The sequence below is a fragment of the Geomonas ferrireducens genome, assembly GCF_004917065.1.
GTDB lineage: Bacteria > Desulfobacterota > Desulfuromonadia > Geobacterales > Geobacteraceae > Geomonas > Geomonas ferrireducens.
Genome location: NZ_SSYA01000001.1, coordinates 1876558 through 1902739 on the forward strand (window position 1 = coordinate 1876558; position 26182 = coordinate 1902739).

29 protein-coding genes are annotated in these 26182 nt (G+C 61.4%); 14 read left to right on the forward strand and 15 right to left on the reverse strand.

What is annotated here, in order from left to right; translation table 11 throughout:
* Nucleotides 1–218: 218 nt before the first annotated feature.
* Entirely contained in the window at nucleotides 219–950 is a 732-nt protein-coding gene (locus tag E8L22_RS08235) for a PilZ-like domain-containing protein (protein ID WP_136524685.1), read from the reverse strand.
* 310 nt (nucleotides 951–1260) lie between these two features.
* Between E8L22_RS08235 and E8L22_RS08240 the strand changes: the two genes are divergently transcribed.
* The 5 genes from E8L22_RS08240 to E8L22_RS08260 all read left to right on the forward strand — a co-directional run bounded on the left by E8L22_RS08240 (nucleotide 1261) and on the right by E8L22_RS08260 (nucleotide 5399).
* Nucleotides 1261–1695: a Fur family transcriptional regulator gene (locus tag E8L22_RS08240; protein ID WP_136524686.1), complete on the forward strand. Its 435-nt coding sequence runs from the start codon at nucleotides 1261–1263 to the stop codon at nucleotides 1693–1695.
* Nucleotides 1692–2618: a metal ABC transporter substrate-binding protein gene (locus E8L22_RS08245; RefSeq protein ID WP_136524687.1), complete on the forward strand. Its 927-nt coding sequence runs from the start codon at nucleotides 1692–1694 to the stop codon at nucleotides 2616–2618. The genes E8L22_RS08240 and E8L22_RS08245 overlap by 4 nt, the downstream gene beginning before the upstream one ends.
* Entirely contained in the window at nucleotides 2615–3367 is a 753-nt protein-coding gene (locus E8L22_RS08250) for a metal ABC transporter ATP-binding protein (RefSeq protein ID WP_136524688.1), read from the forward strand. Before E8L22_RS08245 ends, E8L22_RS08250 begins: the two co-directional genes overlap by 4 nt.
* Nucleotides 3368–3422: 55 nt before the next feature.
* A complete protein-coding gene (locus E8L22_RS08255; RefSeq protein WP_136524689.1) occupies nucleotides 3423–4247 on the forward strand; it encodes a metal ABC transporter permease in 825 nt (274 codons plus the stop codon).
* A 96-nt stretch (nucleotides 4248–4343) separates the two neighbouring features.
* Entirely contained in the window at nucleotides 4344–5399 is a 1056-nt protein-coding gene (locus E8L22_RS08260; RefSeq protein WP_136524690.1) for a GGDEF domain-containing protein, read from the forward strand.
* On the opposite strand, the gene cls is transcribed toward E8L22_RS08260, so the two are convergent.
* Entirely contained in the window at nucleotides 5396–6823 is a 1428-nt protein-coding gene (cls, locus tag E8L22_RS08265; RefSeq protein ID WP_136524852.1) for a cardiolipin synthase, read from the reverse strand. The genes E8L22_RS08260 and cls overlap by 4 nt on opposite strands.
* A 79-nt stretch (nucleotides 6824–6902) precedes the next feature.
* Complete coding sequence (locus E8L22_RS08270; protein ID WP_136524691.1) at nucleotides 6903–7463, reverse strand: thioredoxin fold domain-containing protein; 561 nt, start codon at nucleotides 7461–7463, stop codon at nucleotides 6903–6905.
* Between the two features lie 151 nt (nucleotides 7464–7614).
* Here E8L22_RS08270 and rsmB point away from each other — a divergent pair, with 151 nt between their 5' ends.
* Genes rsmB through E8L22_RS08285 form a run of 3 tightly spaced genes read left to right on the forward strand, consistent with a single transcriptional unit; the run spans nucleotide 7615 to nucleotide 10267 of the window.
* Nucleotides 7615–8964, forward strand: coding sequence for a 16S rRNA (cytosine(967)-C(5))-methyltransferase RsmB (gene rsmB / locus E8L22_RS08275; protein ID WP_136524692.1), 1350 nt, complete (start codon nucleotides 7615–7617; stop codon nucleotides 8962–8964).
* Between the two features lie 8 nt (nucleotides 8965–8972).
* Nucleotides 8973–9638, forward strand: a complete 666-nt coding sequence (gene rpe, locus E8L22_RS08280) for a ribulose-phosphate 3-epimerase (RefSeq protein WP_136524693.1) — start codon at nucleotides 8973–8975, stop codon at nucleotides 9636–9638.
* Between the two features lie 26 nt (nucleotides 9639–9664).
* Complete coding sequence (locus tag E8L22_RS08285; RefSeq protein ID WP_246043805.1) at nucleotides 9665–10267, forward strand: NUDIX hydrolase; 603 nt, start codon at nucleotides 9665–9667, stop codon at nucleotides 10265–10267.
* On the opposite strand, the gene E8L22_RS08290 is transcribed toward E8L22_RS08285, so the two are convergent.
* The 4 genes from E8L22_RS08290 to nadA are packed head-to-tail and all read right to left on the reverse strand — an operon-like array spanning nucleotide 10268 to nucleotide 13704.
* Nucleotides 10268–11476 carry a TraB/GumN family protein gene (locus tag E8L22_RS08290; RefSeq protein WP_136524694.1) on the reverse strand — a complete coding sequence of 403 codons (1209 nt, stop codon included), beginning with the start codon at nucleotides 11474–11476 and terminating at the stop codon, nucleotides 10268–10270.
* A gap of 8 nt (nucleotides 11477–11484) precedes the next feature.
* Nucleotides 11485–12174, reverse strand: coding sequence for an endonuclease III domain-containing protein (locus E8L22_RS08295; RefSeq protein ID WP_136524695.1), 690 nt, complete (start codon nucleotides 12172–12174; stop codon nucleotides 11485–11487).
* Nucleotides 12175–12217: 43 nt separating this feature from the next.
* Entirely contained in the window at nucleotides 12218–12775 is a 558-nt protein-coding gene (locus E8L22_RS08300; RefSeq protein WP_136524696.1) for a gamma carbonic anhydrase family protein, read from the reverse strand.
* Between the two features lie 14 nt (nucleotides 12776–12789).
* On the reverse strand, nucleotides 12790–13704 hold the full coding sequence (gene nadA / locus E8L22_RS08305) for a quinolinate synthase NadA (protein WP_136524697.1): 915 nt from the start codon (nucleotides 13702–13704) through the stop codon (nucleotides 12790–12792).
* Nucleotides 13705–13904: 200 nt separating this feature from the next.
* On the opposite strand from nadA, the gene tatB reads away from it, so the two are divergent.
* Both tatB and E8L22_RS08315 read left to right on the forward strand, forming a co-directional pair.
* Nucleotides 13905–14231, forward strand: a complete 327-nt coding sequence (gene tatB, locus E8L22_RS08310) for a Sec-independent protein translocase protein TatB (RefSeq protein WP_129124583.1) — start codon at nucleotides 13905–13907, stop codon at nucleotides 14229–14231.
* A gap of 101 nt (nucleotides 14232–14332) precedes the next feature.
* Nucleotides 14333–14752, forward strand: a complete 420-nt coding sequence (locus tag E8L22_RS08315) for a hypothetical protein (RefSeq protein ID WP_136524698.1) — start codon at nucleotides 14333–14335, stop codon at nucleotides 14750–14752.
* A gap of 14 nt (nucleotides 14753–14766) precedes the next feature.
* On the opposite strand, the gene E8L22_RS08320 is transcribed toward E8L22_RS08315, so the two are convergent.
* The 8 genes from E8L22_RS08320 to E8L22_RS08355 all read right to left on the reverse strand — a co-directional run bounded on the left by E8L22_RS08320 (nucleotide 14767) and on the right by E8L22_RS08355 (nucleotide 20923).
* Nucleotides 14767–14958 carry a hypothetical protein gene (locus E8L22_RS08320; protein ID WP_136524699.1) on the reverse strand — a complete coding sequence of 64 codons (192 nt, stop codon included), beginning with the start codon at nucleotides 14956–14958 and terminating at the stop codon, nucleotides 14767–14769.
* A 97-nt stretch (nucleotides 14959–15055) separates the two neighbouring features.
* Entirely contained in the window at nucleotides 15056–15907 is an 852-nt protein-coding gene (gene ybgF / locus E8L22_RS08325) for a tol-pal system protein YbgF (protein ID WP_136524700.1), read from the reverse strand.
* A 76-nt stretch (nucleotides 15908–15983) separates the two neighbouring features.
* Nucleotides 15984–16574, reverse strand: a complete 591-nt coding sequence (gene pal / locus E8L22_RS08330) for a peptidoglycan-associated lipoprotein Pal (RefSeq protein ID WP_136524701.1) — start codon at nucleotides 16572–16574, stop codon at nucleotides 15984–15986.
* 121 nt (nucleotides 16575–16695) lie between these two features.
* The gene (tolB, locus tag E8L22_RS08335; protein ID WP_136524702.1) at nucleotides 16696–17910 is read right to left on the reverse strand and encodes a Tol-Pal system beta propeller repeat protein TolB; all 1215 of its coding nucleotides are present in this window, start codon (nucleotides 17908–17910) and stop codon (nucleotides 16696–16698) included.
* Nucleotides 17907–18662: a TonB C-terminal domain-containing protein gene (locus E8L22_RS08340; RefSeq protein WP_136524703.1), complete on the reverse strand. Its 756-nt coding sequence runs from the start codon at nucleotides 18660–18662 to the stop codon at nucleotides 17907–17909. Before E8L22_RS08340 ends, tolB begins: the two co-directional genes overlap by 4 nt.
* The gene (tolR, locus tag E8L22_RS08345) at nucleotides 18659–19078 is read right to left on the reverse strand and encodes a protein TolR (protein WP_129124576.1); all 420 of its coding nucleotides are present in this window, start codon (nucleotides 19076–19078) and stop codon (nucleotides 18659–18661) included. Before tolR ends, E8L22_RS08340 begins: the two co-directional genes overlap by 4 nt.
* Before the next feature lie 3 nt (nucleotides 19079–19081).
* Nucleotides 19082–19753, reverse strand: a complete 672-nt coding sequence (gene tolQ, locus E8L22_RS08350) for a protein TolQ (RefSeq protein ID WP_129124575.1) — start codon at nucleotides 19751–19753, stop codon at nucleotides 19082–19084.
* Nucleotides 19754–20143: 390 nt separating this feature from the next.
* Complete coding sequence (locus tag E8L22_RS08355; RefSeq protein ID WP_136524704.1) at nucleotides 20144–20923, reverse strand: carbon-nitrogen family hydrolase; 780 nt, start codon at nucleotides 20921–20923, stop codon at nucleotides 20144–20146.
* Between the two features lie 309 nt (nucleotides 20924–21232).
* Between E8L22_RS08355 and hemW the strand changes: the two genes are divergently transcribed.
* From hemW to dnaK, 4 genes are all read left to right on the forward strand, one after another.
* Nucleotides 21233–22378 carry a radical SAM family heme chaperone HemW gene (gene hemW, locus E8L22_RS08360; RefSeq protein ID WP_136524705.1) on the forward strand — a complete coding sequence of 382 codons (1146 nt, stop codon included), beginning with the start codon at nucleotides 21233–21235 and terminating at the stop codon, nucleotides 22376–22378.
* Nucleotides 22379–22489: 111 nt separating this feature from the next.
* A complete protein-coding gene (gene hrcA, locus E8L22_RS08365; RefSeq protein ID WP_135869462.1) occupies nucleotides 22490–23524 on the forward strand; it encodes a heat-inducible transcriptional repressor HrcA in 1035 nt (344 codons plus the stop codon).
* Between the two features lie 25 nt (nucleotides 23525–23549).
* The gene (gene grpE / locus E8L22_RS08370) at nucleotides 23550–24113 is read left to right on the forward strand and encodes a nucleotide exchange factor GrpE (protein ID WP_136524706.1); all 564 of its coding nucleotides are present in this window, start codon (nucleotides 23550–23552) and stop codon (nucleotides 24111–24113) included.
* Nucleotides 24114–24226: 113 nt separating this feature from the next.
* Nucleotides 24227–26143 carry a molecular chaperone DnaK gene (gene dnaK, locus E8L22_RS08375; protein WP_136524707.1) on the forward strand — a complete coding sequence of 639 codons (1917 nt, stop codon included), beginning with the start codon at nucleotides 24227–24229 and terminating at the stop codon, nucleotides 26141–26143.
* Nucleotides 26144–26182 lie beyond the last annotated feature (39 nt).

Here is a 26182-nt window from a genome sequence, read left to right on the forward strand (position 1 = left end):
GCGAAGGGGGATTTAGGGGGATTTTTGGCACCTTGGCAGAGGCAAAATCCCCCCTGTCCCCCCTTCGCAAAGGGGGGGACGTTAGGGCTCAGACCGCGCTTCGTGGGCAGTTGTACCCTGCTTCCTCCGAATTCACCAAAAAAGAAAGGCCGGCGGAAGATCCGTCGGCCTTATTCATTGCAACTGCACTCTATTCTATATCTCAGTCTGGTGAAGCGTTAGCTGGTCGGGATGGAGTAGAAGTCCTTCCGGCACATCCTGATGCGCTTGATCTCTTCGTTGCAGACGTAACGGACGATGGCGTCGCGGTCGCGCTCGTTGATGTGCATGAAACGCAGACCCGCGCTGAACACGATCCCTTCGTTGCGGCGCAACTCCTCACTGTGCATCACCTGGGCGACGACAGGCACGATCTTAGGCTCCGGCAGCGGCAGGTGGAAGGTGGCATAGACGATGTCGTCGCGGGTCATCTCCATCTCGGTCTCGGTGCGCAGACCGCCGCCGCTGATGTTCACGATGCGCGGCAGGCTGTTCTGCGCAGCTACCCGCAGTCCGGCGGCACCGCTCTCTTCGGCGGTGCCGGCAGTCACGTTGAACAGGATAACCGGGATGTCGGTACCGAGGCGGAAATATTCGCGCTGGTCTTCCGGAGTTACCCTTTCCACGACCCCCACCCGCAGGTCCTCTTCGGCGTGATCGTCGAGGACTACGCACTTGCAACGGTAGCTGTTGCCGCTCACCCCTACGCGAACCACCAGGGGGGACTCCCGACGCAGCAGCACCCCCTCGGGGAGCTTCTCCCGGGAAAGACGCAGACGGATGCCGGTGTCGTCGATCTCCGTTACCACGGCGCCATCGTTGAAAACCGTATCCCCTGATAATGACACCTCTACCCGGGCCTTCTGCCCGGCATGGAAGTAATCCTTATAGTTGTACGTTTCTCTTCGCATACGACGCCGTCCGACTGGTGAAATAACCGCTTTGATGAATCATGAATTTTATGCAATACAAAAGCCAATAACCGCCCCGCTCCGCGCCCAGCTAGCAACCCCCTGATCTGTCACAGATGTCGCTTTTGAAGGGATTAATGTTGGTGGCGCAGTTCCCGTGCAAGGCCGGTCCCCCTGTGTCATTTGACCGAACCTGTCCGTCATAACCACGGAAAGGTAGCACAAAGCCCTCCCCTCTTGCATAAATTTTCTTGACTTTGAGACCCCGCCCGCTATTTTAAAACGAAATCATTTCTATTTAGAGGCTGGTATGGAGCAGCGTCACGCGGCGGTACTCAAAGCGGCTGGTATGAAAGCGACCCCCAAACGGTTGGCCATTCTCGAGCTGCTTGAGGCTGAGTCGGGGTACGCGAGTCCCGAGGAACTCTGGAAGACGTTGAAGGGACGCTTCGACCGTCTCGGGCTACCAACGGTGTACCGCAACCTGGAGGAACTTTCGGAGAGCGGCGTCCTCACCAAGGTGATCCATCCTAACCGCCAGCTGTACTACTACTTTTGCAGAAACCCGGAACACCATCACCACTTCGTATGCCTTTCGTGCCGCAAGGTTGAGGACATTCCTTCTTGCGGCATCGATGCGTTGGAGCGTGAGGTGAGCATCCGTAACGGCGGGAAGGTGCTGTCGCACATCTTGCAGTTGAACGGTCTGTGCGGCGGTTGCGCCAAAAAAGGAGAAAAGGCATGAAATGGCTAACGGTGTTGCTGCTGGCCCTGGTTCTTTTGCTACCGGGGTGCAGTCGTCAGGAAAGTCAAAGCGGAAAGCTGCAGGTGGTGACGACCCTGTTCCCTCTCTACGACTTCGCCAGGACGATCGGTGGCGATAAGGCGCAGGTGACGCTGCTCCTTCCGCCGGGAGTCGAGCCGCACAGCTTCGAACCGCGGCCTGAAGACGTGGTGCGGGTGAACCGGGCCGACCTCTTCGTCTACACCAATGCGGTGATGGAACCGTGGGCGGCTAACATCATCTCGGGGCTGGATAAGGGCAAGGTGGCGGTGGTCGAAGGAGGAAGGGGGATTCACCTCATGCAGGGGCCGGTATCGGACCAGCACCGCGAAGCGCACGATGATGCCCACGACGGGAAGGGGGGCGACCCGCACATCTGGCTCGACTTCGACAACGCGCGCACCATCGTGAGAAACATCCTTGCCGCCTACATCACACGCGATCCCGCGAACAAGGCGTACTACGAGCAGAATGCCGTCGGGTTGGACCGGCAGCTGGCTGCACTGGACCAGCGCTTCAAGGATACCCTCGCCAACTGCCCTAAGAAGGTGCTGCTGCATGGTGGACACTATGCCTTCGGCTATATGGCGAAAAGGTACGGCCTGAAGTACATCTCGGCCTCCGCGGTGAACGCCGATGCCGAACCCACTCCGGCTAAGCTCGCTGAACTTGTGCAGGTAATGCGCCGCGAGCATTTGGGTTACGTCTATACCGAAGAGCTGTTGAGTCCCCGCGTCGCCGAGACCATAGCGCGCGAGACCGGGGCCAAGGTCCTCATGCTGCGAGCCGGGCACAACGTCACTAAGGACGAGTTGCAAAAGGGCGTCACTTTCGTCTCCCTAATGGAAGAAAACCTCAAGAACTTGAAGACGGGGCTGCAATGACAGACAAAGCTCTCACCGTGCAGAACCTCTGCGCCGGCTATCACGGGACCGAGGTGCTGCAGGACGTCTCTTTCACGGTCAATCCGGGCGACTACGTGGGCATCTGCGGGCCGAACGGCTCCGGGAAGAGCACCATGATAAAGATCATCCTGGGACTTCTCGCTCCCACCGCCGGCGCCATTTCCGTCCTCGGTAAGCCCCTCGGGGGCTTCCACGACTGGCGCCGGATCGGGTATCTGCCGCAGGGATTGCAGTTCTTCAACCCGCACTTCCCGGCCACGGTCGACGAGGTGATCCGGCTCGGTCGGCTTTCCGCGAAGAAATTTCCCCGGCGCTTCACGAAGGACGATACCCGGGCCGTGGAGCAGACCATGGAGTGGATGGGGATCTCCCACATCAGGGGGAAGATGATCGGCGAGCTTTCCGGGGGACTCAGGCAACGGGTGCTCCTGGCGCGGGCGTTGGTGAACGACCCGGCGCTGCTCGTGATGGACGAACCGACGACGGCGCTCGACCCGGAGACCAGGGAGAGCTTCTACAAGCTCATCTTCGAGATGAACCGGGAGAAAAAGGCCACGGTACTCCTGGTGACCCACGATACGGCAACTATCGGGAAGTACGCCTCGCACCTGCTTTACCTGGACAAGAAGGTTATTTTCTACGGCAGTTTCGACGATTTCTGCAATTCCACCGAGATGACCGGGTTCTTCGGCGAGCACGGTCAGCACCTTGTTTGCCACAGGCACTAATGGCGGCACAGGCTGGGTGCGCGAATGATCATTCGTCCCTCCTTTTGAGGTTTATATGGATCTGAACGAGATGCTAAGTTACGGCTTCATGCAGAGGGCGCTCATCGGAGGGTCGCTGATCGCCATCCTCTGCTCGGTGCTCGGCGTGTTCCTCGTGCTGCGCAGGCTATCGCTGATCGGCGACGGCCTCGCTCACGTCACCTTCGGAAGCGTCGCACTCACGCTCCTTTTTCGCCTCCAATCGGTCTACATGACCCTCGCCGTCATCCCGGTGGTGCTCGCCTCGGCCCTCGGGATCCTGAAACTCGCCCAGAAGGCGCGCATCTACGGCGACGCCGCCATCGGCATGGTCTCCGCCATCGGGATCGCCACCGGCGTCCTCTTGGCCAGCGTCGCCGGGGGCTTCAACGTCGACCTCTTCAGCTACCTTTTCGGCAACATACTCTCCATCAGCTGGAGCGAGCTCGCCATCGCGGCCGGGCTCTTCATCATCGTCATCGCCGGTGTCATCATGTTCTACAACGAGCTCTTCGCCAGCACCTTCGACGAGGAGCTCGCCAAAAGCTCCGGCCTGGACACGGACCGCATCAACGCCGTCCTCGTGCTCCTGACCGCACTCACCGTGGTGCTCGCCATGAAGGTGGTTGGGATCATGCTGATTTCGGCGTTGCTCATCCTCCCCGCCGTCTCGGCGTTGCAGGTAGCCAAGGGGTTCAAGGCGGCCATCATCTCCGCGGCCGCCATCGGGGTCGGCACCGTGATCTGCGGCATCTCGGTATCCTTCGTCCTCAACCTCCCCACCGGCGCCACCATCGTCATCATCAACTTCATCGTCTTCCTCCTAGCGCTTGCCGTGCGCAGCCTGATGCGCCATCCCTAACCGTTCCGCGACGCCGCAAGATTGCCGTCAACTTTCCCGACGCTCTGCCGATAAGCTCAAGGTGAAGCAGTAACACCGATGACCGAGGCGGCCGGGATGGTAGAGGGAAAAGGTTGGATCAGCACGGATGACATGGCACGGCACACAGGCCACAATCGGGTGCTGTGCCTCATCGCCTGGCTCCTGGTCGGGCTGGTGCTGCTAGACTCCTACCTGGTCCCCCTCCCGGGGCGCGGTAATCTGCTCTTATCGCTCTTCTCACTCACCCTCATCAGCAGCCTCACGCTAACCCGCATCTTCCTGAAAAGCTTCCAGATGAAGGCCTCCCTCGACCTCGCCCTGCTGCTTATCTACCTGGTGGCGGTCTGCTGGTTCACCGGGAAGGCAGACAGCCCCTTCATCCCGGTCATCTACCTGATCCTTATGGCCACTTCGCTGATTCTTGGGAGACGGACCACCTATCTCATGGCGGGGCTCGCGGTCGCCTGCTATTTCCTGCTTCTAGCCGGCGCATCGCCCGCCTTTTCGGGCAACATCACCGGTCACCTCATCAGGGTGGTCCCCTTCGTACTCATGGCGCACGTGGGGGCGATGCTTTCCGGCGAGGCGGAAGGGGCACGGGCCAACGTGGAGCGCCTGTCGCTCACCGACGACCTCACCGGGCTCAACAACATGCGCAGCTTCGAGACTCTCGCCCTGCAGCAGGAGAAGATCTCGCGCCGCTACGGCACTCCCTTTGCCATCTGCATGCTTGACGCGGACAACCTGAAGCAGATCAACGACCGCTACGGGCACCTGGCCGGGACCGAGCTCATCAAGTGGACCGCCCGCATCATCAAGGCCAACATAAGGGAGAGCGATGTCGCGGCGCGCTTTGGGGGGGACGAGTTCATCGTCATGTACAACGACCACGACAGGGACCAGATCCGTCCCGCCGTGGAGCGGATCGTCCGGGCCATGGACAACTGTCCCTTCAGTTACGAGGGGGAACTGATAGACTGCACCCTTTCCGCGGGAATCGCCTCTTACCCGGCGGACGGCAGCGACCTGAGGAACGTTGTGAAACAGGCCGATCTCGCCATGTACCGGAGCAAGCGCATGGGCAAGAATCGGGTCTCCCTGGCGGGTGGCGGGGGGAAGGAAACGGGTTAAAGGTAGGGGGAAAAGAGCTTCGCGCCGGCGTCACGCAGCTTCACGGCGAGCGGGCGGGCGTCCATCTCGGCGAGGGTGATCTCGCGGGAGAGGGCGAGGGTGGCCATGCAGCGCCCCTCGAGGGTGGCGGCGAACTCCAGGTCGTAGACTTCGAGGTTGAACTCGAAGTTGAGCCGGAGGCTCCTCGGGTCAAGGTTGGCGCTTCCGATCAGGCTCCAGCTTCGGTCAACCACCATGAACTTTGTGTGCACGAACGGGGCGGGCTGGGCATAGATGTGCACTCCCTGCTGCAGCAGCTCCCACAGGTAGGAGCTGCTCGCCCACTGCACATAGGGAAGGTTGTTCACCTCGGGAAGCACCAGGGTGATCTCGACACCGCGCAAGGCTGCCGTGATCAGCGCCGAGATGAGCGGGCGGTCCGGGATGAAGTAGGGAGTGACGATGGTCACCGTCCTGCGGGCGCAGGAAAGAGCGCCGAGGATGATCCAGTTGAGCTTGCGGAAGTCCTTGTCCGGCCCGTCGCTCACCGCCCGCACGAGGGCGCTTCCCGCCTCTTCGAGCTCGGGGAAGTAGCGCGCGTCGGTCAGTTGTTTCCCCTTGGCGAAGTGCCAGTCCTCGACGAAGGTCCTTTGCAGGTCCGCCACCACCGGACCGAGCACCTGGAAGTGCAGGTCCTTCACCACCGGTGCGGGCGTGGTCACCATGTGCCTGCTGCCGATGTTCATGCCGCCGGTAAAACCGATGCGCCCGTCCACGACCAGGATCTTTCTGTGGTTGCGCAGGTTCAGGTACCCTCCCGGACGCAGCGGCAGGAAATGACGGAATTTCACCCCGCTCCCCTTCAAAAGCTCCCGCGCCGTAGGTCTTGAGTACTTTTCCCCCAGGCTGTCCACGATCACCCGCACCTCGACCCCGCGGTCAGCCGCCCGGGCGAGGGCGGCAACGAAGCGTCTGCCGGTGTCGTCACCGTCGAAGATGTAGGTGGAGAGGTGCACCGAAGAGACGGCCGCGTCTATGGCGGCCAGCATGGCCGGGTAGGCCTCCTCGCCGTTTTCCAGGGGAACCAGATGGTTGCCCGGGAGAAGCCTGGTGCTCACCACCCGCTCGGAGAGGTTTCTCAATTCCCTAAGGTAGGCGAGCTCCCCCGGGAGGCGCGCCGAGGGGATGTCTTTCACCGTCGGGGTGATTATGGGGAGGGCGCCGGACTCGCGGTGCCAGCGCTTGGCGCGGCTGTAGATGCGGTTGACGCCCATGCCCCAGTAGAAGATGGGGCCGAAAAGCGGAATGGCGAGGCAGGTGAGGATCCAGCCGAGCGCAGAGCGGGGATCGCGCTTGTTGACGAGGGCGTGCCCTGCCGAGAGGAGCGCGAGCGCGGCCAACGAGGCGAAGAGAAGTCCGGTGAAAATGTGGTCCAGGGCATGCATCATAGAATCACATCATGAAAAGGGGGCGGCATGGCTGCCGCCCCCCACGTGGAATAAAAACCTGGTGCGGCTGGAAAGATCAAAGCAGGGTGAACGGTTCGGCGCGCCTGGTCCAGTCGCTTTCGGGGTACTGGCTGGATAGCTGCTGGTAGATGTCTTTGAGGGCCGCCGGGTCGTGGCTCGCACTGAAACGCGCTACGCCGCGCAGGTAGACCGCTTCGGGCGCCGCAGCGCTCTTCGGGCAACCGTTTAAAAGGGTGTTGAACTGGATCACCGCTTCGTTGAACTGCCCGTTGTCCAGGCAGACCTTACCCATGCCGAGGAGCACCGAGCCGATCATATCGGAGGGGGGGAGGAAGCCGACGCTGCGCTGGTGTTCGCGGCCGTACAGGTCGAGGGTGATGAGGGTCGGGGTCCAGCTCACCCGGAAGTCGGCGGTTTGGGTGACGGAACTGACCGGAATCCTTACGGGTATGACGTGGTCCGAGATGAAGTTGACGACCTGCGGGTCGGCGAAGGTTACCGCCTCCATCTGTTTGCAGCCGATGCATTCCGGGCTGAAGAACTCCAGCAGCAGTGTCTTCTGTTCCGCCTTCCCCCGAGCCAGCGCTTTTCCCATGTCCGTTTCCCAAGGTATCATGGTAAACCCTCCTCTCGGTTATCATTAAACCCAGGCTAAAGGGTAGCCTCTGGATTTCCTATGTCAAGTGCCCTAACCGCTTGCGATTTTGGGCGAAATGCATATAATGATTCCGGCCTCGCCCAGATCTTCACCCCTGAAAGGAAGTAATTTGTCCAGCAAAAACCCGCGCCGCGCCGCCTTCGATATCCTGCTCCGGATCGAAAAAGAAAAGTCCTTCGCAGACATCCTCATAGACCACGAGCTCTCCAAGGACATCATAAAGGGGGCCGATCGAGGCCTTCTGACCGAACTGGTGTACGGCGTCCTGCGCCGCCAGGGAACCCTGGATTACATCATCGGGCAGTTCTCCAAGCAGAGGACCGACAAGCTCGAGCTCTACGTGCTCCTCTTGCTGCGCCTTGGGCTATACCAGTGCTTCTTCCTCGACCGCGTCCCGGTTTCCGCCGCGGTGAACGAGACGGTGAAGCTCGCCAAGGAGCTCGCGCCGCGCGCGTCCGGTTTCATCAACGCGATTCTCAGAAACGCGGACCGAAACCGCGACAACATCAGCTACCCCGACCGTGCCGAGAACCCGGCGGGGTACCTCGCCGTGCGTTACTCGCACCCCGCCTGGCTCACCCGGCAGTGGATCGAGCAGATGGGGGTGGAGGAGGCCGAGGCGCTGGCTGCTGCCATGTCGGAGCCCCCCCCGCTGACCGTGAGGGTCAACACGCTGCGCGTCTCGCGCGAGGCGCTTTTGGAGCGCCTGGCCGCTGAGGGAGTGAGCTGCAGTGCGACCCGCTGGTCTCCGGACGGGATCAGGCTGAACCAGTCCGGGCAGATCACGAGGCTTGCCTCCTTCCGCGACGGCCTCTTCACCGTGCAGGACGAATCGAGCCAGCTTGCCCCGCTCTTTCTCTCCCCGGAGAAGGGGGACCGGGTGCTCGATGCCTGCGCCGCCCCAGGTGGCAAGTCGACGCAGATCGCCCAGCTCATGGGGGACTCCGGTGAGATCTACGCCTGCGACGTGAACCACAAGAAGCTGAGGCTCATCAAGGACACCTGCGACCGTCTCGGCATCGCCTCGGTGCGTACCTTCACCATGGATGCCACCTCCCCCTCCCCCGCGATCAAGGAGGTCACCTTCCAGAGGATCCTGGTGGATGCCCCCTGCTCGGGCCTGGGAGTGATCCGGCGCAACCCGGAAGGAAAATGGAGCAAATCCGGCGACGATCTCCTGCAGCTCGCCCGGACCCAGATCACCATCCTGGAAAACCTCGGCAAGTACCTCGAGAAGGGGGGGGCGCTCCTCTACGCGACCTGCTCGACGAGCCTCCAGGAGAACGAGTTCGTGGTGGACAGCTTCCTGCGCGACCACCCCGAATTCGTCGCCGAGGACCTGCGCGGTCTCTTCCCCGAACTGACCCCGCTTTTCACGGAGCGCGGCTTCTTCAGAAGCTGGCCGCACCGCGACGGCATGGACGGCTTCTTCGCCGCCCGGCTCAAGAAAATCAAGTAGGAGAAACCATGAAAAAGATCGCTCCCTCCATACTTTCCGCCGACTTCGCCCGTCTGGGCGAGGAGATCAAGGCCATCGAGGCGGCAGGCGCCGATTACGTACACGTCGATGTCATGGACGGCCAGTTCGTCCCCAACATCACCATCGGCCCGCTCATCGTGGAGGCGGCGCGCCGTGCGACCACCCTGCCGCTCGACGTACACCTGATGATCGTCGACCCGGACCGCTACATCCCGGACTTCGCCAAGGCGGGGAGCGACATCATCGTCGTTCACGCCGAGGCGACCAACCACTTGCACCGCACTGTCCAGCTCATCAAGTCATTCGGGAAGAAGGCGGGCGTGTCGCTCAACCCGGCGACGCCGCTGAACGTCCTTGACTACGTCATGGAGGAGCTCGACCTGATCCTGCTCATGACGGTGAACCCCGGGTTCGGGGGGCAGTCCTTCATCGAGGCGTGCATCCCGAAGATCCAGACGCTCCGCTCCACCATGGACCGTCGCGGCGTCGAGGCGGAGCTCGAGGTGGACGGCGGCGTGAAGATCGACAACATCGCCCGCATCGCCCACGCCGGTGCCGACGTCTTCGTGGCGGGGAGCGCCGTCTTCAACTCGCCCGACTACGCCGCCACCATCGCCGAGCTCAAGAAAAGGGCCAAGGAGCCGGTGCTCTGACCGCGGGAAGCGGTCAGGACAGGGCGTTGGAACCGGCCGAGGTGCGGGAGAGGCTGAAGCGCTCTCTCGCCGAGCGCCGGCGCGTCCCGATGGAGGCCGGGCCGGTTCCCGCCGCCGTCCTGATCCCGCTTTTTATGAAAGACGGCGAGTACCACGTCCTCTTCACCAAGAGGACCACCCACCTGACGCACCACAGCGGCGAGATCTCCTTTCCGGGGGGGCGCTGCGAGGAAAGCGACCGCGACAGCGCCGACACCGCGACGCGCGAGGCGTGGGAGGAGGTGGGGATCGATCCCGGCGACGTCGAGATCCTTGGGGAACTCGACGACTGCCATTCCATCCACAACTACCTGGTCACCCCGGTGGTCGGGATCTTCCCGGAAAACTACCTCCTCACCGTGAACGACGCCGAGATCGAGCGGCTGATCGAGGTGCCGCTGTCGCACTTCTCGAAGCCCGGCGTCTACCGCGTCGAATACTGGAACCACAAGGGAATAGAGAACTACCCGATGTACTTCTACCTCTACGGCGAGGACGAGATCTGGGGACTGACCGCGCGCATCCTCAAGAACTTCCTTGACGTGCTCTGGGGAGTGGAGCAGGCGGGTGAGGATTCCGAACAGTTCTAGCTACTTCTTATTCGCCTCGGCGATGGTTTTGAAGTCCACGCCGAGGCGCTTCTTTTCTTCCTTCAGCACGAAGCCACGCTCTTTCACCCCGGCCTCGATTCCCTTCATGTGCAGCGCGCCCCAAGGGATAACCACGGTGTCGTACCCCTTCAGGGCCCGATCCAGGTAGCTGAGGACCACCTCGTTGCGGCGGGTGAGGATGTCCTCCCTGATGACTTCGTACATCTTCGGGGTGACGTTCTTTTCGGCCCAGCGGTTGAGGCTCAGGACCCCGTCGACGACGGAGCCGTGGCTCCCGAGTTCCTTGCCGACCTGGTTCAGAAAGAGCAGGGTCTCCGGCCGGAAGGTGGCGAGGTCCGTGTCGGCGAGCATGATGTCGGGTCCTTTGCCTGCGGGGCGGCGCGCGGCGTCGAGCGCCTTGTCATCGATGACGTTGCCGGAAAAGAGCATCTTCTCCTGGGAGGCGAGCCCCAGGAAGTCCGCGACCTTACGGTAGTCGAAACGGTTTTTCAGCACCTGGCTCCGGTCGGTCACCCCTTCCGCCAGCACGATAGTGCGCCCCTGCACCGGCCCCCTGGTCACGTCCTCGTAGTAACCCTTCTCACCCACGTGGATCATCCCGGAAAGCTTCACGGTCTGGCTCCCCCGCTTGTAGACGCGCTCGGTCATGTACAGGCCGCCCGGCGCCACGCGCACGAAGCCCCCGGTGTTGAGGTTGGCCCAGGCGTCGGTGCTGCTCAGGGTGAAGAGGGTGAGAAAGACCGGGAGCGCCACCACGTTCGCCGCGGTGAAGAAAAGGGTGTTTTTAAGGCCGAACACGGGGCCTTCGAAGCGCCAGGAGGGGAGGGTAAGTCCCGGCTCCTTGCCATCGCGGTACTGCGCGATGAGCAGGGGAGGTACACCTACCTGGATCAAGGACATGAGTATCGAGTAGAGCCGCGACTCGCCGAGCGCCGGTATTAGCCACGCGAGCATAGGGACGGCGAACGGGAAGACGATCAGCGGGATGAAGAGCCGCTTGGGGATGCGCCGGTCCACCCACATGCAGAGGTAGAGGAGCACGGCGAAGAAGAGCACCGTGCTTGCGACCTGCATCCGGAACAGGGAGAGCGGCTCCACCGGTCCGAAGAGCGAGGAAATCTCGTCCAGAACGGAGAGGAAACCGTCGGCGAAGAAGAGGATCAGGAAGACGTTGGCGAATTTTCTCATGTGTCTCTCTATAAGGGTGTGGCGCGGCAGCAGGCGGCTTTCAGCGGGCATCCGTCGCAGGCCGGCGTTTTCCGGCAGTGTCGCTTGCAGTGCTCCACGATCTGGGCGTGGTATTCGTTGAACAGCGGTACGTCGGGGGGGAGATGCTCCATGAACAGGGCGCGCACCTCGTGATAGTCGTCCCTTTCGCCTACCAGCCCCAGGCGCGAGAAGAGGCGGCGGGTGTAGGCGTCCACCACGAAAGACGGTTTGTGCCCGGCGTAGAGGAGGATCGAATCGCAGGTCTCCGGCCCTATCCCGGGGACCCTGACGAGCTCCTCGCGCAGCGGACGCCACTCTCCGGTGAACATGGCGTCGAGGCTGCCGTGGCGCGTTACAAGCCACTCCACGAAACCCTTGAGCCGCACCGTTTTCACGTTGAAAAAGCCGGAGGGGCGTATCAACTCGGCGAGCCGTTCCGGTTGCGTATCCCGGATCGCCTCGACCGAGAGGAGCCCCTCCCGTTTCAGGTTCGCTATCGCCTTTTCTACGTTCCCCCAGTTGGTGTTCTGGGTGAGGATGGCGCCGACGCAGACCTCGAAGGGGGTGTCGGCAGGCCACCAGTTGAGGGCGCCGTAGCGCTTGAAGAGCGCGTCGAAGAGCTCCATGAGCTGTTCGCGCCGGCGCGGAGTCGCCTCCCCGCCCGTGTCGTTTTCCATCGTATGCATCGTCTCCGGGCCGCGGTGGGCCCCGGTGAAACTTCTACTCGTTGTCGGTGCGCCGCGGCGTCGCCGGGTCTTCCATGAACTCGCGGGAGTAGCGGACGTAGTTCCCGGCCGAGCGCCCAAGCCAGGCGATCTCGTTTTCGGTCAGGTCCCGCTTGTATTTCGCGGGGGAGCCGACCCAGAGGGTGCCGGGGGGGATCACGGTCCCCTCGGTGACGAGAGCCCGGGCACCTACGAGCGCCCCCTTGCCGATGACCGCCTTATCCATGATCATTGCCTGCATCCCGATGAAGGCGCCGTCCTCGATGGTGCAGCCGTGCAGGGTGACGCTGTGGCCTACGGTCACGTCGTTGCCGATGACGAGCGGAGCGCCCGGGTCCTCGGCGTGTTTTTTATGCGTTACGTGCAGCATGGAGAGATCCTGGATGTTGGTCCGGTCCCCGATGGTGATGGAGTTCACGTCGCCGCGCACCACGCAGTTGTACCAGATGCTCGCCTCCTTGCCGATACTCACCTCGCCGATGATGACGGCGCCCTCGGCGATGAAGGCGGAAGGGTCGATCTTGGGGTTCATGCCTTTGAAGGATCGGATCATGCTTCTCTCCTGTTTTAGTCCCTCGGGATGGCGAGCATGCGGTCCAGCGCACGCTTGGCCGGGACACGGGTCTCCTCGGGGACCTTCACCACCGGGCGCATGTTGACGAGCGCCTCGTGCACGTCCTCCAGGGAGGTGAGCTTCATGTTCGGACAGATGAGGGCCGGGGAGGCGAGGATGAACTCCTTGTCCGGGTTCTCGCGCTTGAGGCGCCAGAGGATGCCCGCCTCGGTGCCGATGATGAAGCGTTTCGCGCTCGATTTGCGGCAGTAGTCGTACATCCCGGTGGTGGAGCAGACGTGGTCGGCCAGCGCCACCACGGCCGGATTGCACTCAGGATGGCAGACGAACGGGGCGTCCGGGTGCTGGTCCTTCAGCTCCACGACCACCTCGGGCCTCAGCCGCTCGTGGGTCGGGCAGTACCCTTCCCAGAGGTGGAACTTCTTGTCGGTGAAACGGGCGACGTAGCTGCCGAGGTTTTTGTCCGGCGCGAAGATGATCTCGTTCTCGCTCATGGACTGCACCACCTTGAGCGCGTTCGCCGAGGTGCAGCAGATGTCGCTTTCGGCCTTCACGGCGGCGGAGGAGTTCACGTAGGTCACCACCGGTACGCCCGGGTACCTAGCCTTGAGCTCCTTGAGCCCTTCCACGGTGACCATGTCGGCCATCGGGCAGCCGGCATCGAGGCGGGGGAGCAGCACGGTCTTTTCCGGTGCGAGGATCGAGGCGGACTCCGCCATGAAGTGGACGCCGCAGAAGACGATCACGTCGGCGTCAGTCTTGGCTGCTTCCATCGAGAGGGCGAGGGAGTCACCGGTAATGTCGGCGATCTCCTGTACCTCGTCGCGCATGTAGTTATGTGCCAGGAGCACGGCATTGCGCTTCCTGAGCAAAGATTTAATATCTGACTTTAAAGTTTCCTGCGTCATGTTTATCACCACCAAAGCAATGTTTCTCATTTGAAATATATGGTAAACAGCACCGATAGTAGACAATGTTAGAGTCCATGTCAAACCAATTAAGACCGCGGCTTTGCGAGCTTGACACCGGTAGGCAAAACCACTATTATTTCATCGAAATTTTACATATCTGACGGGCGTTTAAACGCCGCACACACGAGGTAAATAGTATGTTTGGAATCGGGATGCCTGAACTGGTCATCATTTTGGTTATAGCGCTCATCGTCATCGGGCCGCAGAAGCTCCCTGACCTGGCGAAGTCCCTTGGGAAGGGGTTGGCCGAGTTCAAGAAGGCGACGGACGATTTCAAGCAGACCATCGAGGCGGACAGCAGGACCGACGAGGAGAAGGAACACCTGGCGAAGCTCGCCGAGGCCAAGAAGAAGGCCGAGGAGGAGAAGGCCAAGGAGGCCGAGGAACTCAGGGCAAAGGTGGAAGGAAACGTCGCCGAGCCGGTGGCCGCCGCGGCAGCAACCGAGCCGGAAAAGAAGGCTTAGCCGTATCGGAAATAAACGTACTGGAAAAGGCGGGGTGACCCGCCTTTTTTTGTATGCGTAAACCCGGTATACTCTAGCATCCCAATCCCGCAGGTGACGCCATGCTCAACTGGTTCAGAAAAAAGCAAGAGGTGTTGCAGTTCCCCGACGCCCGGAGCGCCTTCGCGCATGCCTGCTCGATCGGCTACACCCCTCTCATCGGCGGACTGGTCCCCGCGCTGGTCGAGGAATCCGGCGGGATGAACTGCGACGGAGAGCGTACCTTCATGGTGAGCTTGGCCGCCCCGGAAGGGGAGCTTAAGCTCTGGAGCTGCACCTTGAAGGGGGCCCAAGGATACCCTGAGGAGGGGGATTTTGTAGGCTTCCGGGTGGTCACCATCGCCTCCGATCTCCCAGAGCCCGCAAACCTGATCGGCTACATCGCCTGCCGTCTGCAGCCCGTGCTCGTCACGGGGAAGGGGTGGGCCGTCGGAGAGAACTTCACCCCCGAGAACATCAAGCCCGCCTTCAGGCCGCTGTAGCGCCCCTCTCTTTTTTATCCCTTATGCATGAGCTTAAGCTCGGCCGGGACCGGCTCCGTCTCCCAGGTGATCTCCGGGTAGAGGGATTTGTCCAGCTTCAGGTAGGTGCCGTCCACGCCGGTTTCAGCCCACCAGCACTCTTTCCCCTTGGTCGGGAGCTTGTCGAAAAGGTAAAGGTCGTTGTTTTTGTCTCTGGCCAGGAACATCGTCGTCTCCTTTGCTCTTGTACGTGTGGTGCCGAAACGGGAAGGCCCTCCCGTTTTTGGCAGGAGGGCCTTCTCGGAGTCCTTCCTGTGTTGCGGCTTACTTGATTTTGTATTTCTCCCTGGCGACCTTGGCTTCTTCGCTCTTTGGGTGCTCCTCCACCAGTTTTCTCATGATGTAGGCTGCGCTTTTGTTGTCGCCAAGTTCCCTGAAGGCCATACCCTGCTTAAGCATCGCCGCCGGAGTTTTCTCGCTCGAAGGGTAGTTCTTGATCACTTCCTGGAATTCCAGCACCGCCTGTTCCCAGTTCTTCTCGGAATAGTAACTCTCGCCGATCCAGTACTGTGCGTTGGCTGCCAGGGGCTGCTTGGGGAACTGGAGCAGGAATGAAGCGAAGATCTCGCGCGCTTTCGCCCTCTCCCCCCCCTTCAGCGCGTCATAGCCTTGCTGGTAGAGCACCTCCGGGGTAACCGGTGCGGGGAGCTGCTTTTTCTTCTGCTCCTCGAGCCCTTTCTCCAGCTTCGTCATGCGCTCTTCGATGGCGGACAGGCGCTTGTTCAGGTCTTCCTTCAAAAGGGCGATATCGTCGGCGGGCTTTTGAGCCATGATGCGGACGTCATCGATCTTGCCGGTAAGAAGCTGCATGTCCACCCGAGCGCTCTCGAGCGTTGCCTGCAGGTCGGCGCCACCCTTGCGAATGGAGGCCATATCCTTCTGGTAGCCGGCGACGTCGGCCTGGAGCGTCTCCAGACTCTGCCGGTAACCGGCCAGCGACTTCTCAACCCCTTCCTTCACCTCGCCGCGGACTTCGTTCAGCCCTTTGTCCAAGGTGAAGATGCGGTTCTTCATCTCGTCCGTGTCGCGGCGGACCGATTCCAGATCACTCTGGCTGGCGCAGCCGAAAAAGGTGAGCAGAACCAGCGCACCCAGCGCCACCCTCGTCATTGACATGTCAGAACCTCCTGGTTAGCTGCACAAAAGATAAAAAAAGGAGCCCGTAGGCTCCTTTTGTCGGTGCGCGCACGCGTTACTTGACTACCACGAATTCGTCCCTTCTGTTCTTCGCCCAGGCAGCCTCGTCGTGTCCCTGGTCTACGGGCTTTTCCTCACCGTAGCTGATGGTGCTGATCCGGTCGGTGGCGATTCCCAGGTTGACGAGGTAGTCCTTCGCGGCCTTGGCCCTTCTCTCGCCAAGAGCCATGTTGTAGTCGTCGGAGCCGCGCTCGTCGCAGTTCCCTTCGATGCGGATCTTAGCCCCCTGCTGTTTGCTGAGGTATTCCGCGTTTTTCGAGAGGGTGCTGCGGGAGTCTTCGGAGAGGTCCGAAGAGTCGAAGTTGAAGTAGATCTTCTGCAACTGCCCCTGCAAGTCGGTGCCCGTGGAACCAGTCGTCTGCCTGGTCGGTTCCGGGGCCACTACCGGCTCGCGTACCGGGGTCTGCTCGGTGACCGGAGCCTGCGGCTGTGCCTGCGGCTGGGCCGGTTTGGACACTTCTGGGGCGGGGGCCGTAACAGCCGGAGCCTGCTCCTCGGGCTTCACGATCTCTTTCTTGGCGCAGCCTCCCGCTACCAGCGCTCCTAAACTGAGAACAACAAGGCATCCGGTGATTTTATTGCGCATTCCCCACTCCTTTTACTCATATGGAATATGGCCGTAGGCTGCCGCCTCGTGCCTTGGAAAAAACGACAGAAGTATACCCATCTTTTACCGGTTAATCAACGAACATTCAAAGAAGCATATCCTACCAGTTCACCGACCAGGTGGGATGGGTGTTCTGTCCCTTGTTGGGGGAGATCCTGGTCTGAGTGCTGCCGTCTGCGCGCATCAGGTAGAGTCCTTCGCCACCGTCCCGGGTGGAACTGAAGACGATGAAGCGGCCGTCCGGGGAGAATCGGGGATGCTCGTTGCTCCCGGCGCTGGTGAGCTGGGTGTCCTGGGTCCCGTCCGGATTGATGGCGTAGATCTGGAAGGCGCCTTCCTTGCGGGCGTAGACGATGCGGTCCCCCTTGGGCGACCAGCGCGGCGTCACGTTGTAGGAGCCGCTCGTGGTGAGGCGTCTTACGTTGCCGCCGTTAGAGTCCATCACGAAGATCTGCGGCTTGCCGAGACGGTCGGAGACGAAGGCGATCTTGGAGCCGTCGGGGGACCAAGCCGGGGAAACATCGATGGCGTGGTTTTTCGTCAGCCGGGAAACTTCCTTTCCGTCTCGCGAGATGACGTAGATCTCGGAGTTGCCGTCCTTGGAGAGCACGAGGGCGATCCTGTTGCCGTCGGGAGAGAAGACCCCCATGGCGTTCAGGCCGCTGCGGAAGGAGACGCGTGCCTCGAGGCCGGTGAAGAGCTCGCGACGGTAGAGGTCCGGGTTCCCCTTCTTATATGAGGTGTAGATGACTTCCTTGCCGGAAGGGGCGAAGTCGGGATAGAGGTTGATCGAGCCGTTGTTGGAGAGCCGCTGGGCGTTGTGCCCGTCGTAGTCCATGATGTAGATCTCTTTGTTGCCGGAGACCTTGGAGACGTAGGCTATCTTGCCGGTGAAGGGGCCCTTCTGGCCGGTTAAGACGCGCAACACCTCGTCCGAGAAGGCATGCCCCATGCGGCGCAGGTCCTTGGCCCTGCCGGTGTAGCGCTTGGCGGCCACCTCGCGGTTCAGCACCTGGTCCACCAGGCGACATTCGATGGTGGCCGTTTCGCCCTGCACGCCGACGGAACTCTTCAACACCAGCGGGCTCGTCGCGTCTGCACTGATCTCGAAGGGACCGGCGATGGCAAGGTCGAAGCCGAAGAGCTCCGGGAGCTCCTTCGCCGTTTCGGCCGGCGCCTGGCCGGAGAGCACCGCGGTCGGGGCGATGAAGAGCTTCAGCTTCCCGGAGACCGGAGCCGTTACGTCGATGTATCCCTCGGCCGCGAAGAGCCGGGGCGCCAGGAGGAGGAAAAACAGAAGGAAAAATGTTCTCATTTTATACCGACCCCTTCAGGCCTGAAACGGAACACCCGCTTGAAATAAGCGCCGTTCGGTGGTGGGACCAGCGTCTTTCCGGCGAGCGTCACGGCGCGCCGCACCGCGTCGTCGAAAAGCGGGTCTCCTGATGGTTTCTCCACGTGGTAGTCGATGTACCCGTCTGGCGACACGGTGATGGTCGCCATCACCTGCGGCGCCTTGGCCTGCATCGCCATGGTCTCTTTGAGCGCGTCCTTCAGGCGGGACTGCAGGTACGAGGAATAGTCGCTTCCCGCCTGTGTTCCTTTGCCGCCGGGCATCCCGGTCCGGGCACTCCCTTTTTTCTTCAGCGCGTCCAGCGCTGCGGCTTGACGCCGGTCGTCAGCCTGCCGTTCCATCTTCGCCATGCGCTCGTTGAACGCCTTGGCTTCGGCCGCCTCCTTCTGCTGTTCCGCCTTGGCTTTTGCCGTTGGTGCTTTTGCGGCGGGCTTGGTGGGCAGAGCCATGGCCGGAGCGGCCGGTGCGGGAGGGGCCGGAGCCGGTGCGGCAGGGGCCTTGCTCTCCTGTTGGGAGGGTGCAGGTGTGCCGCTTTGCGGCGAGGCTACCGGGAGGGTAACCATGTCGACGTACGTGACCGGGGTTTCATCCTCATGGAACTGGGGCAGGATGTGCCAGTAGGCGATGACCAGGAACACGACCAGGTGGCAGATGAAGGAGAGTGCGAACATCCCCCCCGGTCCCGGGTAGTTGCGCCTTAACGCGTTTATCATTGCCGCTGCGGGGACTCCGTCACCATGCCGAGGCGTTCAACCCCGGCTCCCTTGATCTGGGCCATCACCTTGACCACGTCGCCGTAAGGGACGGCACGGTCGGCCTTGAGGAAAACCTCGCGTTTTTCCCTGCCGGCCAGCATGGTGGTGAGTTTCTCCTTCAGAAGGTCAGGAGAGATTTCCGAGGAGTTGATGAAGGTCTTCCCCGACTGTTCGATCGAGACCACCAGGGTGTCCTCCTTGGGCGCGAGAGACTTCGTCTCCGCCTTGGGAAGGTTGACCTGGACCCCCTGCTGCATCATCGGTGCGGTGACCATGAAGATGATCAGGAGCACCAGCATGACGTCGACCAGCGGGGTGACGTTTATCTGCGACATGGTGCCGCGATCGCCGTTTTCCCTGTTGCCGAACTCCATGGTTTATCTCCCGAAGTTGCGCTGCACGATGTTGAGGAATTCGGTGGAGAAGCTGTCCATCTCGGAGATGAGCACCTTGATCTTGTGCTGGAAATGGTTGTAACCCATGACGGCAGGGATGGCGGCTACCAGGCCGATCGCGGTGGCGATGAGCGCCTCGGCGATACCCGGCGCGACTACGGCGAGCGACGCGGAGCCGCTCTTGCCGATCTGTTCGAAGGCGGTCATGATGCCCCAGACGGTGCCGAAGAGCCCGACGAACGGGGCGGTGGCGCCGGTGGTGGCGAGGAAGGTGAGGTACTTCTCGAGCCTGGTGATCTCGGAGGTGGTGGCGCGGCGCAGGGCGCGGGCTATGTTGTCCACCCCGCCCAGATCGGTGCTGACGATGTTGGGATCTGCCTTTTCCTCTACCTTTTCCTGCAGTCTTTTCAGTTCGCCGTACCCTTCCTGGAAGAGGACGGTGAGAGGGGAATGCTCGAAGCGGTCCAACTGGGAGCTGATGGCGTCGAAACGTTTGGCTTTCCAGAAGAATTCGAGGAAGCGCTCGGAGGCGCCGTTGGCGCGGTACACCTGAAGCAGCTTGTAGAAGATGATGCCCCAAGAAACGACCGAGAAATAGAGCAACAGCATAAGAACCAGTTTTACGACCAGGCCGGTCGAAGCAAGCATGCCCACGTAGCAACCTCCGCGGTTTGGGTTGAAATCAATCAGCAAAAAATATGCTTTACCTTCGGCGAAGTCAACAGGAAAGACATGCCTCGCCCCCCGGCTATACACCTCTTATTTCTCCTGAAGTCACCGATTCATCTTGGACAAGGCGCGTTTCCCCTCCGTCAGCCGGGTTGCAGCCTCGCTGCCGCTCGTCATCCGCTGCACGAAGGTGTAGGTCCGGAGGACGAAGTTGAGGTTTGGAAACTTGAGTGTCCGGTTCGGTTCGACGCACGAAGTGATAGGTTCGTTGAATGAAGTGATAGGTTCGTTGAATTTGGCCGCCGAAGTGGCGGCCGTGCCCGTCGATAGATGTCGTCTCGCCTATACGAGCCGTTTTGTCGGATGAACTCGCGTTTAGTAGCACTCCGGCCGTCTGTCCTGAAAGCAGTTGATGCTCTGGCGCCAGGCCGTCACCTCGGCCGGGTCAAGGATCGCGGTCGGTTCGCAGTTTTCGTAACCTCCTTCGGCGAGGATTTCACCTTTCGGGCCCACCAAGAGGGAGGAGCCGAAGAAGTCGAGCTTGCCGACTATGCCGCAGGTGTTGGCGGCGACAACGAAGAGCTGGTTTTCGATGGCGCGTGCCCGGATCAGCGTGCGCCAGTGCTCCTCGCGCGGCTTGGGCCATTCGCCAGGTACTACGATGATTTCGGCGCCGTCCACCGCGAGGCGACGGGCGAGCTCCGGGAAGCGGAGATCGTAGCAGATCATGGCGCCGATTTTGCCTACGCTGGTATCCAGGAGGCAGACGGAGTCGCCGCGGTCCAGGTGGCGGTCCTCGCCCATCATGCCGAAGAGGTGCATCTTACGATAGCTCCCGGCGAGCCTGCCGCGGTCCATTATATAAGAGGTATTGAAGACCTTGTCGCCGTGCGGCTCAGGGAGGCTCCCAACGATAACCATGGAAAGTTCCGCGCTGAGGGCCTGTATCTTTTCAAGCACTTCCGGGGTGCGTTGCGCCAGGTTGTTCAACTCCCGGTAGGCGAAGCCGCAGCTCCACATCTCCGGCAAAACGGCGAGCTCCACCCCTTCCCGGGCCAACTGGCGGAGCTTCTCAGTCGCATACGCGACGTTGGTTTCGATATCCCCAAGCGCGATGGTAAACTGCACCGCAGCGGCCTTGATGCTTTTATTCATATTTAGGTCCTCCTGTCATGCTGATGATTGCCCACCCACAGTCAGTACCGATTCACCCTCTCCCCTCGGGAGAGGGCCGGGGTGAGGGCGTTGCCAGTGGCAACATGCCGCAATCAGCTAAGTCCTCCCCGCTCTCCGGGCACCCTCTCCCTCGGGAGAGGGGATGGACGGCTGCGACCCCGGCGAAGCGGAGTGTAATCCGAGCATTAAACTATTTCAAGCAGTTTCGTGGGGTTGCGGCGCTTTTACGTGACAAGGAGAAGGCACTTCTGTTAGAAAGTTAGCTGGCGTATCAAGGAGCGCCCAATCATGCGAGCAGGTCTGTACGTACATTTCCCCTTCTGCCTGAAAAAATGCCTCTACTGCGACTTCAATTCCGCGGCCGGATCCGGGGAGGATGCGGAGCGTTACGTAGAGTTTCTGCTGCGCGAGATGGAGCTGCGTTATGCGGCGCTCCCGGAAGCGGTACAGGCCCCGACCCTCTACTTCGGCGGGGGCACTCCCTCACTCATGGCACCGGAGCAGGTCGGCCGCATCATCGATAGGGCGGCGCGGCGCTTCGGACTTGCCGGTGACGCCGAGGTCACCCTGGAGGCGAATCCGGGTACGATAACCCCGGAGCGGCTTGCGGGGTATCGCGCCGCGGGGGTGAACCGGCTCTCCCTGGGGATACAATCCTTCGACGAGCGCCTGTTGCAAATGCTCGGCAGGGTACACACGCGCCAGCAGGCTATCTCCGCTTTCGACGAGGCGCGCCGTGCCGGGTTCGACAACCTGAGCATCGACCTCATGCACTCCCTCCCCGGGCAGACGCTTGAGGAGTGGCGCGCCGCCCTCTGTCGTGCCATCGAGCTCGCACCCGAGCACATCTCCGCCTACGCCCTCTCGGTGGAAGAGGGGACTCCGTTTGAGCGCCTCTACGACGAAGGGGCGCTCGTTCTTCCAGGCGAGGAGGAGGCGGCGCGCATGTTCGAGGCAACCTCGGAGATGCTCAAGGCTGCTGGCTACCTGCACTACGAGATCTCCAACTTCGCACGTCCCGGACTCTTTTCCCGCCACAACCTCTCCTACTGGAGCCGTCAAAGCTACCTGGGTTTCGGCAGCGGAGCCCACTCCTTCTGGAACCCCGACGGGATAGGCCTGCGCTGGAGTAACGCGGTGGATGCGGCTTCCTACCGGGAAGAAGTTTCCGCTTCCGTCCTCCCTGAGCGCGACCGGCTGGAGCTCGCGCCGGACGAAGCTGTGGCGGAGAGCTTCTTCCTGGGCTTGCGCGTCCTGACCGGTCTCGGTCTCGCCCCGCTCAAGGCCTCCTTCGATGCCGAGCTGCTGGCACCCCGCCTGGCGCAGGTGGACGAGCTTTTGCGCGACGGCCTTCTAGTCGCCCAAGGTGACACCATAAGGCTCGCCGACAGCAGCGTGATCATCGCCAACAGCATCTTCTCCCGCTTTCTCTAAATCCCCTTTTTCCCAGCTAGAGAACCCTTGACAAACCTTAGGGGCGTTGCTAACTTGAAGCGCGTTAGCACTCTGAGTTTTTGAGTGCTAATCGCTTTTGAGGGACAAGCCATGGAAGAACAACTTTCCGATCGCGGCAAACGCATCCTCGAGGCAGTCATCGAGGATTATATACAAACGGCCGAGCCGGTGGGTAGCAGGACGATCACCCGCAGCCACGCGCTCGCCCTTTCGCCGGCCACGGTGCGCAACGTCATGTCCGATCTCGAGGAGATGGGGCTTTTGACTTCGCCGCACACCTCGGCCGGACGCATCCCCACGGACAAGGCCTACCGCCTCTACGTCAACTCGATCCTCGAGGCGAGGCAGAACCTGACCGCCGGCAAGCGCGACGAGATCCGCAGGCGCTGCCGGATGGCCGGAAAAGACCCGGCCGAGGTGCTCAAGGAGGCAAGCCGCCTTCTCTCCAGCACCTCGAGCTACATGGGGGTGGTGATCGCCCCCCGCATGGCAGCCAACGTCTTCCACCAGATGGAATTCGTGAAGCTCTCTAGCCACCGCATCCTGGCCATCCTGGTCTCTCAGAACGGGACGGTGCAGAACCGGCTCCTGGAGATCGACGAGGAGATCGCCCAGGAAGACCTGGTCCGCATGGCCAACTACCTGAACGGGATGCTGCAGGGGCTCACCATCGGGCAGGTGCGTGAGCGGCTTTTGGCCGAGCTGCAGAGCGAGAAGGTGCAGTACGACTCGCTGATGAAGAAGGCGCTCGCGCTTTCCGAGCAGACCATCAGGACCGACAGCGCAGAGATCTTTCTCGAAGGTCAGGCGAACATCCTTGAACAGCCCGAATTCGCCGATGCGGCCAAAATGCGCGAGATCTTCCGCGCCTTCGAGAAGAAGAGTACGCTCCTCGACCTCCTGGACCGCTCGATGCTGGCCGAGGGGGTGCAGATCTTCATCGGGGCGGAGTCGCCGCTTTTGAAGATGGAAGGGATGAGCCTCGTTACTTCGACCTACCTTACCGGCAAGGACACGGTGGGCGTTTTGGGGGTCATCGGACCGACCCGTATGGGGTACGGACGCGTGATCCCGATCGTGGACTACACCGCAAAGCTGATTAGCCGCATGCTCGAAGGCGAGTAGCGGGAGAAAAGGAGAGATTACAGGGATGGACAAGAAAAAACACGATGCGCACCAGCACGATAAGAAGGCGGAAGCCCATTCCGAGGAAAACGTGGAACTGACGCAGCCGCTTTCCGACGCGGATCGTATCAAAGAACTGGAAGAGGCGCTCGCCGCCAAGGGACTCGAGTCCGCAGCGAACTGGGACAAGTACCTGCGCGAGCGGGCCGATCTTGAGAACTACCGGAAGAGGGTGCAGAAGGAGAAAGAGGAGATCCTCAAGTACGGCAACGAGCAGATCGTGCTCGAGGTACTCCCGGCGCTGGACAACCTGGAGCGCGCCATCGAACACGCGAGCGAAGAAGACCCCATCATCGAGGGGGTGAGGCTCACGCTCAGCATGCTCCTTTCCACCCTGAAGAAGTTCGGCGTAACGCCGATCGAAACGCCGCAGGGAACCCCCTTCGACCCGCAGTACCACCAGGCGATGACCCAGGTCCCCGCCCCGGACCAGGAGCCGAACACCATCGTGAACGTGTTCCAGAAGGGGTACATGATCAACGACCGCCTGCTCCGCCCGGCAATGGTCACCGTAGCCGTAAAGGCTTAGGGTCGGGACGGGCCCGGATCCTGGCCCGGAATTTTTTTTACCGGTCCCCTTGTTTTTTAAAGGGGGCATTACTAGCTTGCTGAGTGACAGTTACCATATGAGGAGGCAAACACATGAGTAGAGTAATAGGAATCGACCTCGGGACCACCAACTCCTGCGTGGCAGTGATGGAAGGTGGGGAGCCGGTTGTCATAGCGAACGCAGAGGGTAGCCGCACCACCCCTTCCATGATCGCCTTTGCGGAAAGCGGCGAGCGTCTGGTGGGCCAGCAGGCCAAGCGCCAGGCGGTCACGAACCCCGAGAACACCCTTTACGCAATCAAGCGCCTGATCGGGCGCAAGTTCGATACCGAAGCGGTGAAGAAGGATATCGGCATCTCCCCGTTCAAGATCGTCAAAGCGGACAACGCGGACGCCTGGGTTGAGGTGCGTGGCCAGAAGTACTCGCCGCCGGAAATCTCCGCCATGGTGCTCATGAAAATGAAAAAGACCGCGGAGGACTACCTGGGCGAGACCGTCACCGACGCAGTCATCACTGTCCCGGCTTACTTCGACGACTCCCAGCGTCAGGCCACCAAGGACGCCGGCAAGATCGCGGGCCTGAACGTCCTGCGCATCATCAACGAGCCGACTGCCGCGGCGCTCGCCTACGGTCTCGACAAGAAGAAGGACGAGAAGATCGCCGTATTCGACCTGGGCGGCGGTACCTTCGATATCTCCATCCTTGAGCTCGGCGAAGGGGTGTTCGAGGTGAAGTCCACCAACGGCGACACCTTCCTCGGCGGCGAGGACTTCGACCAGAAGATCATCGATCACATCGCAGACGAGTTCAAGAAGGATCAGGGGATCGACCTCAGGGGCGACAAGATGGCGCTGCAGAGGCTGAAAGAGGCGGGCGAGAAGGCGAAGTGCGAACTCTCCACCTCGCTCGAGACCGACATCAACCTCCCCTTCATCACCGCCGACGCTTCCGGTCCGAAACACCTGACCATGAAGCTCACCCGTGCGAAGCTCGAGGCGATCTGTGCCGAACTTATCGCCAAGCTCGAAGGTCCCTGCCGCACCGCGCTGAAGGACGCAGGTCTCTCTCCGTCCGACATCGACGAGGTCATCCTCGTGGGCGGCATGACCCGCATGCCGATCGTGCAGAAGAAGGTCCAGGACATCTTCGGCAAGGTCCCCAACCGCGGCGTCAACCCGGACGAGGTGGTCGCCATCGGCGCCGCCATCCAGGGCGGCGTGCTGCGCGGCGATGTGAAGGACGTGCTCCTGCTCGACGTCACCCCGCTCTCCCTCGGCATCGAGACCCTGGGCGGCGTGATGACCAAGCTGATCGACAAGAACTCCACCATCCCGTGCAGAAAGAGCCAGGTCTTCTCCACTGCGGCGGACAACCAGCCGGCGGTTTCCATCCACGTCCTGCAGGGCGAGCGCGAGATGGCTTCCGACAACAAGACCCTCGGCAACTTCGAGCTCTCCGGGATCCCGTCCGCTCCGCGCGGCGTGCCCCAGATCGAGGTTACCTTCGACATCGACGCGAACGGCATCGTCCACGTCTCCGCTAAGGACCTCGGCACCGGCAAGGAGCAGTCCATCCGCATCACCGCTTCCTCCGGCCTCTCCAAGGAGGAGGTCGAGAAGATGGTGCGCGAGGCCGAGGCGCATGCCGCCGACGACAAGAAAAAGCGCGAGCTGATCGAGGCGAAGAACCAGGGGGACAACCTGGTCTACTCCACCGAAAAGTCCCTCAATGAGTTCGGCGACAAGATCGACGCTGCCGAGAAGCAGAAGATCGAGGAAGGGATCGCAGGCCTCAAGAAGGCGCTTGAGGGGACCGACCTCGACGAGATCAAGAAGGCGAGCGACAACCTCATGCAGGCATCGCACAAACTTGCCGAGGCGGTCTACGCCAAGGCCCAGTCCGCCGGTGCCGAGGGTGGCGAAGCCCACGCCGAACCGGAAGGTGGCGCAGCCAAGGGCGAGAAGGTGGTCGACGCCGACTTTGAGGAAGTGAAGGACGACAAGAAGTAAGAAATGGTTGCAAACCGGTGCCGCTTTGATAGAAGATGG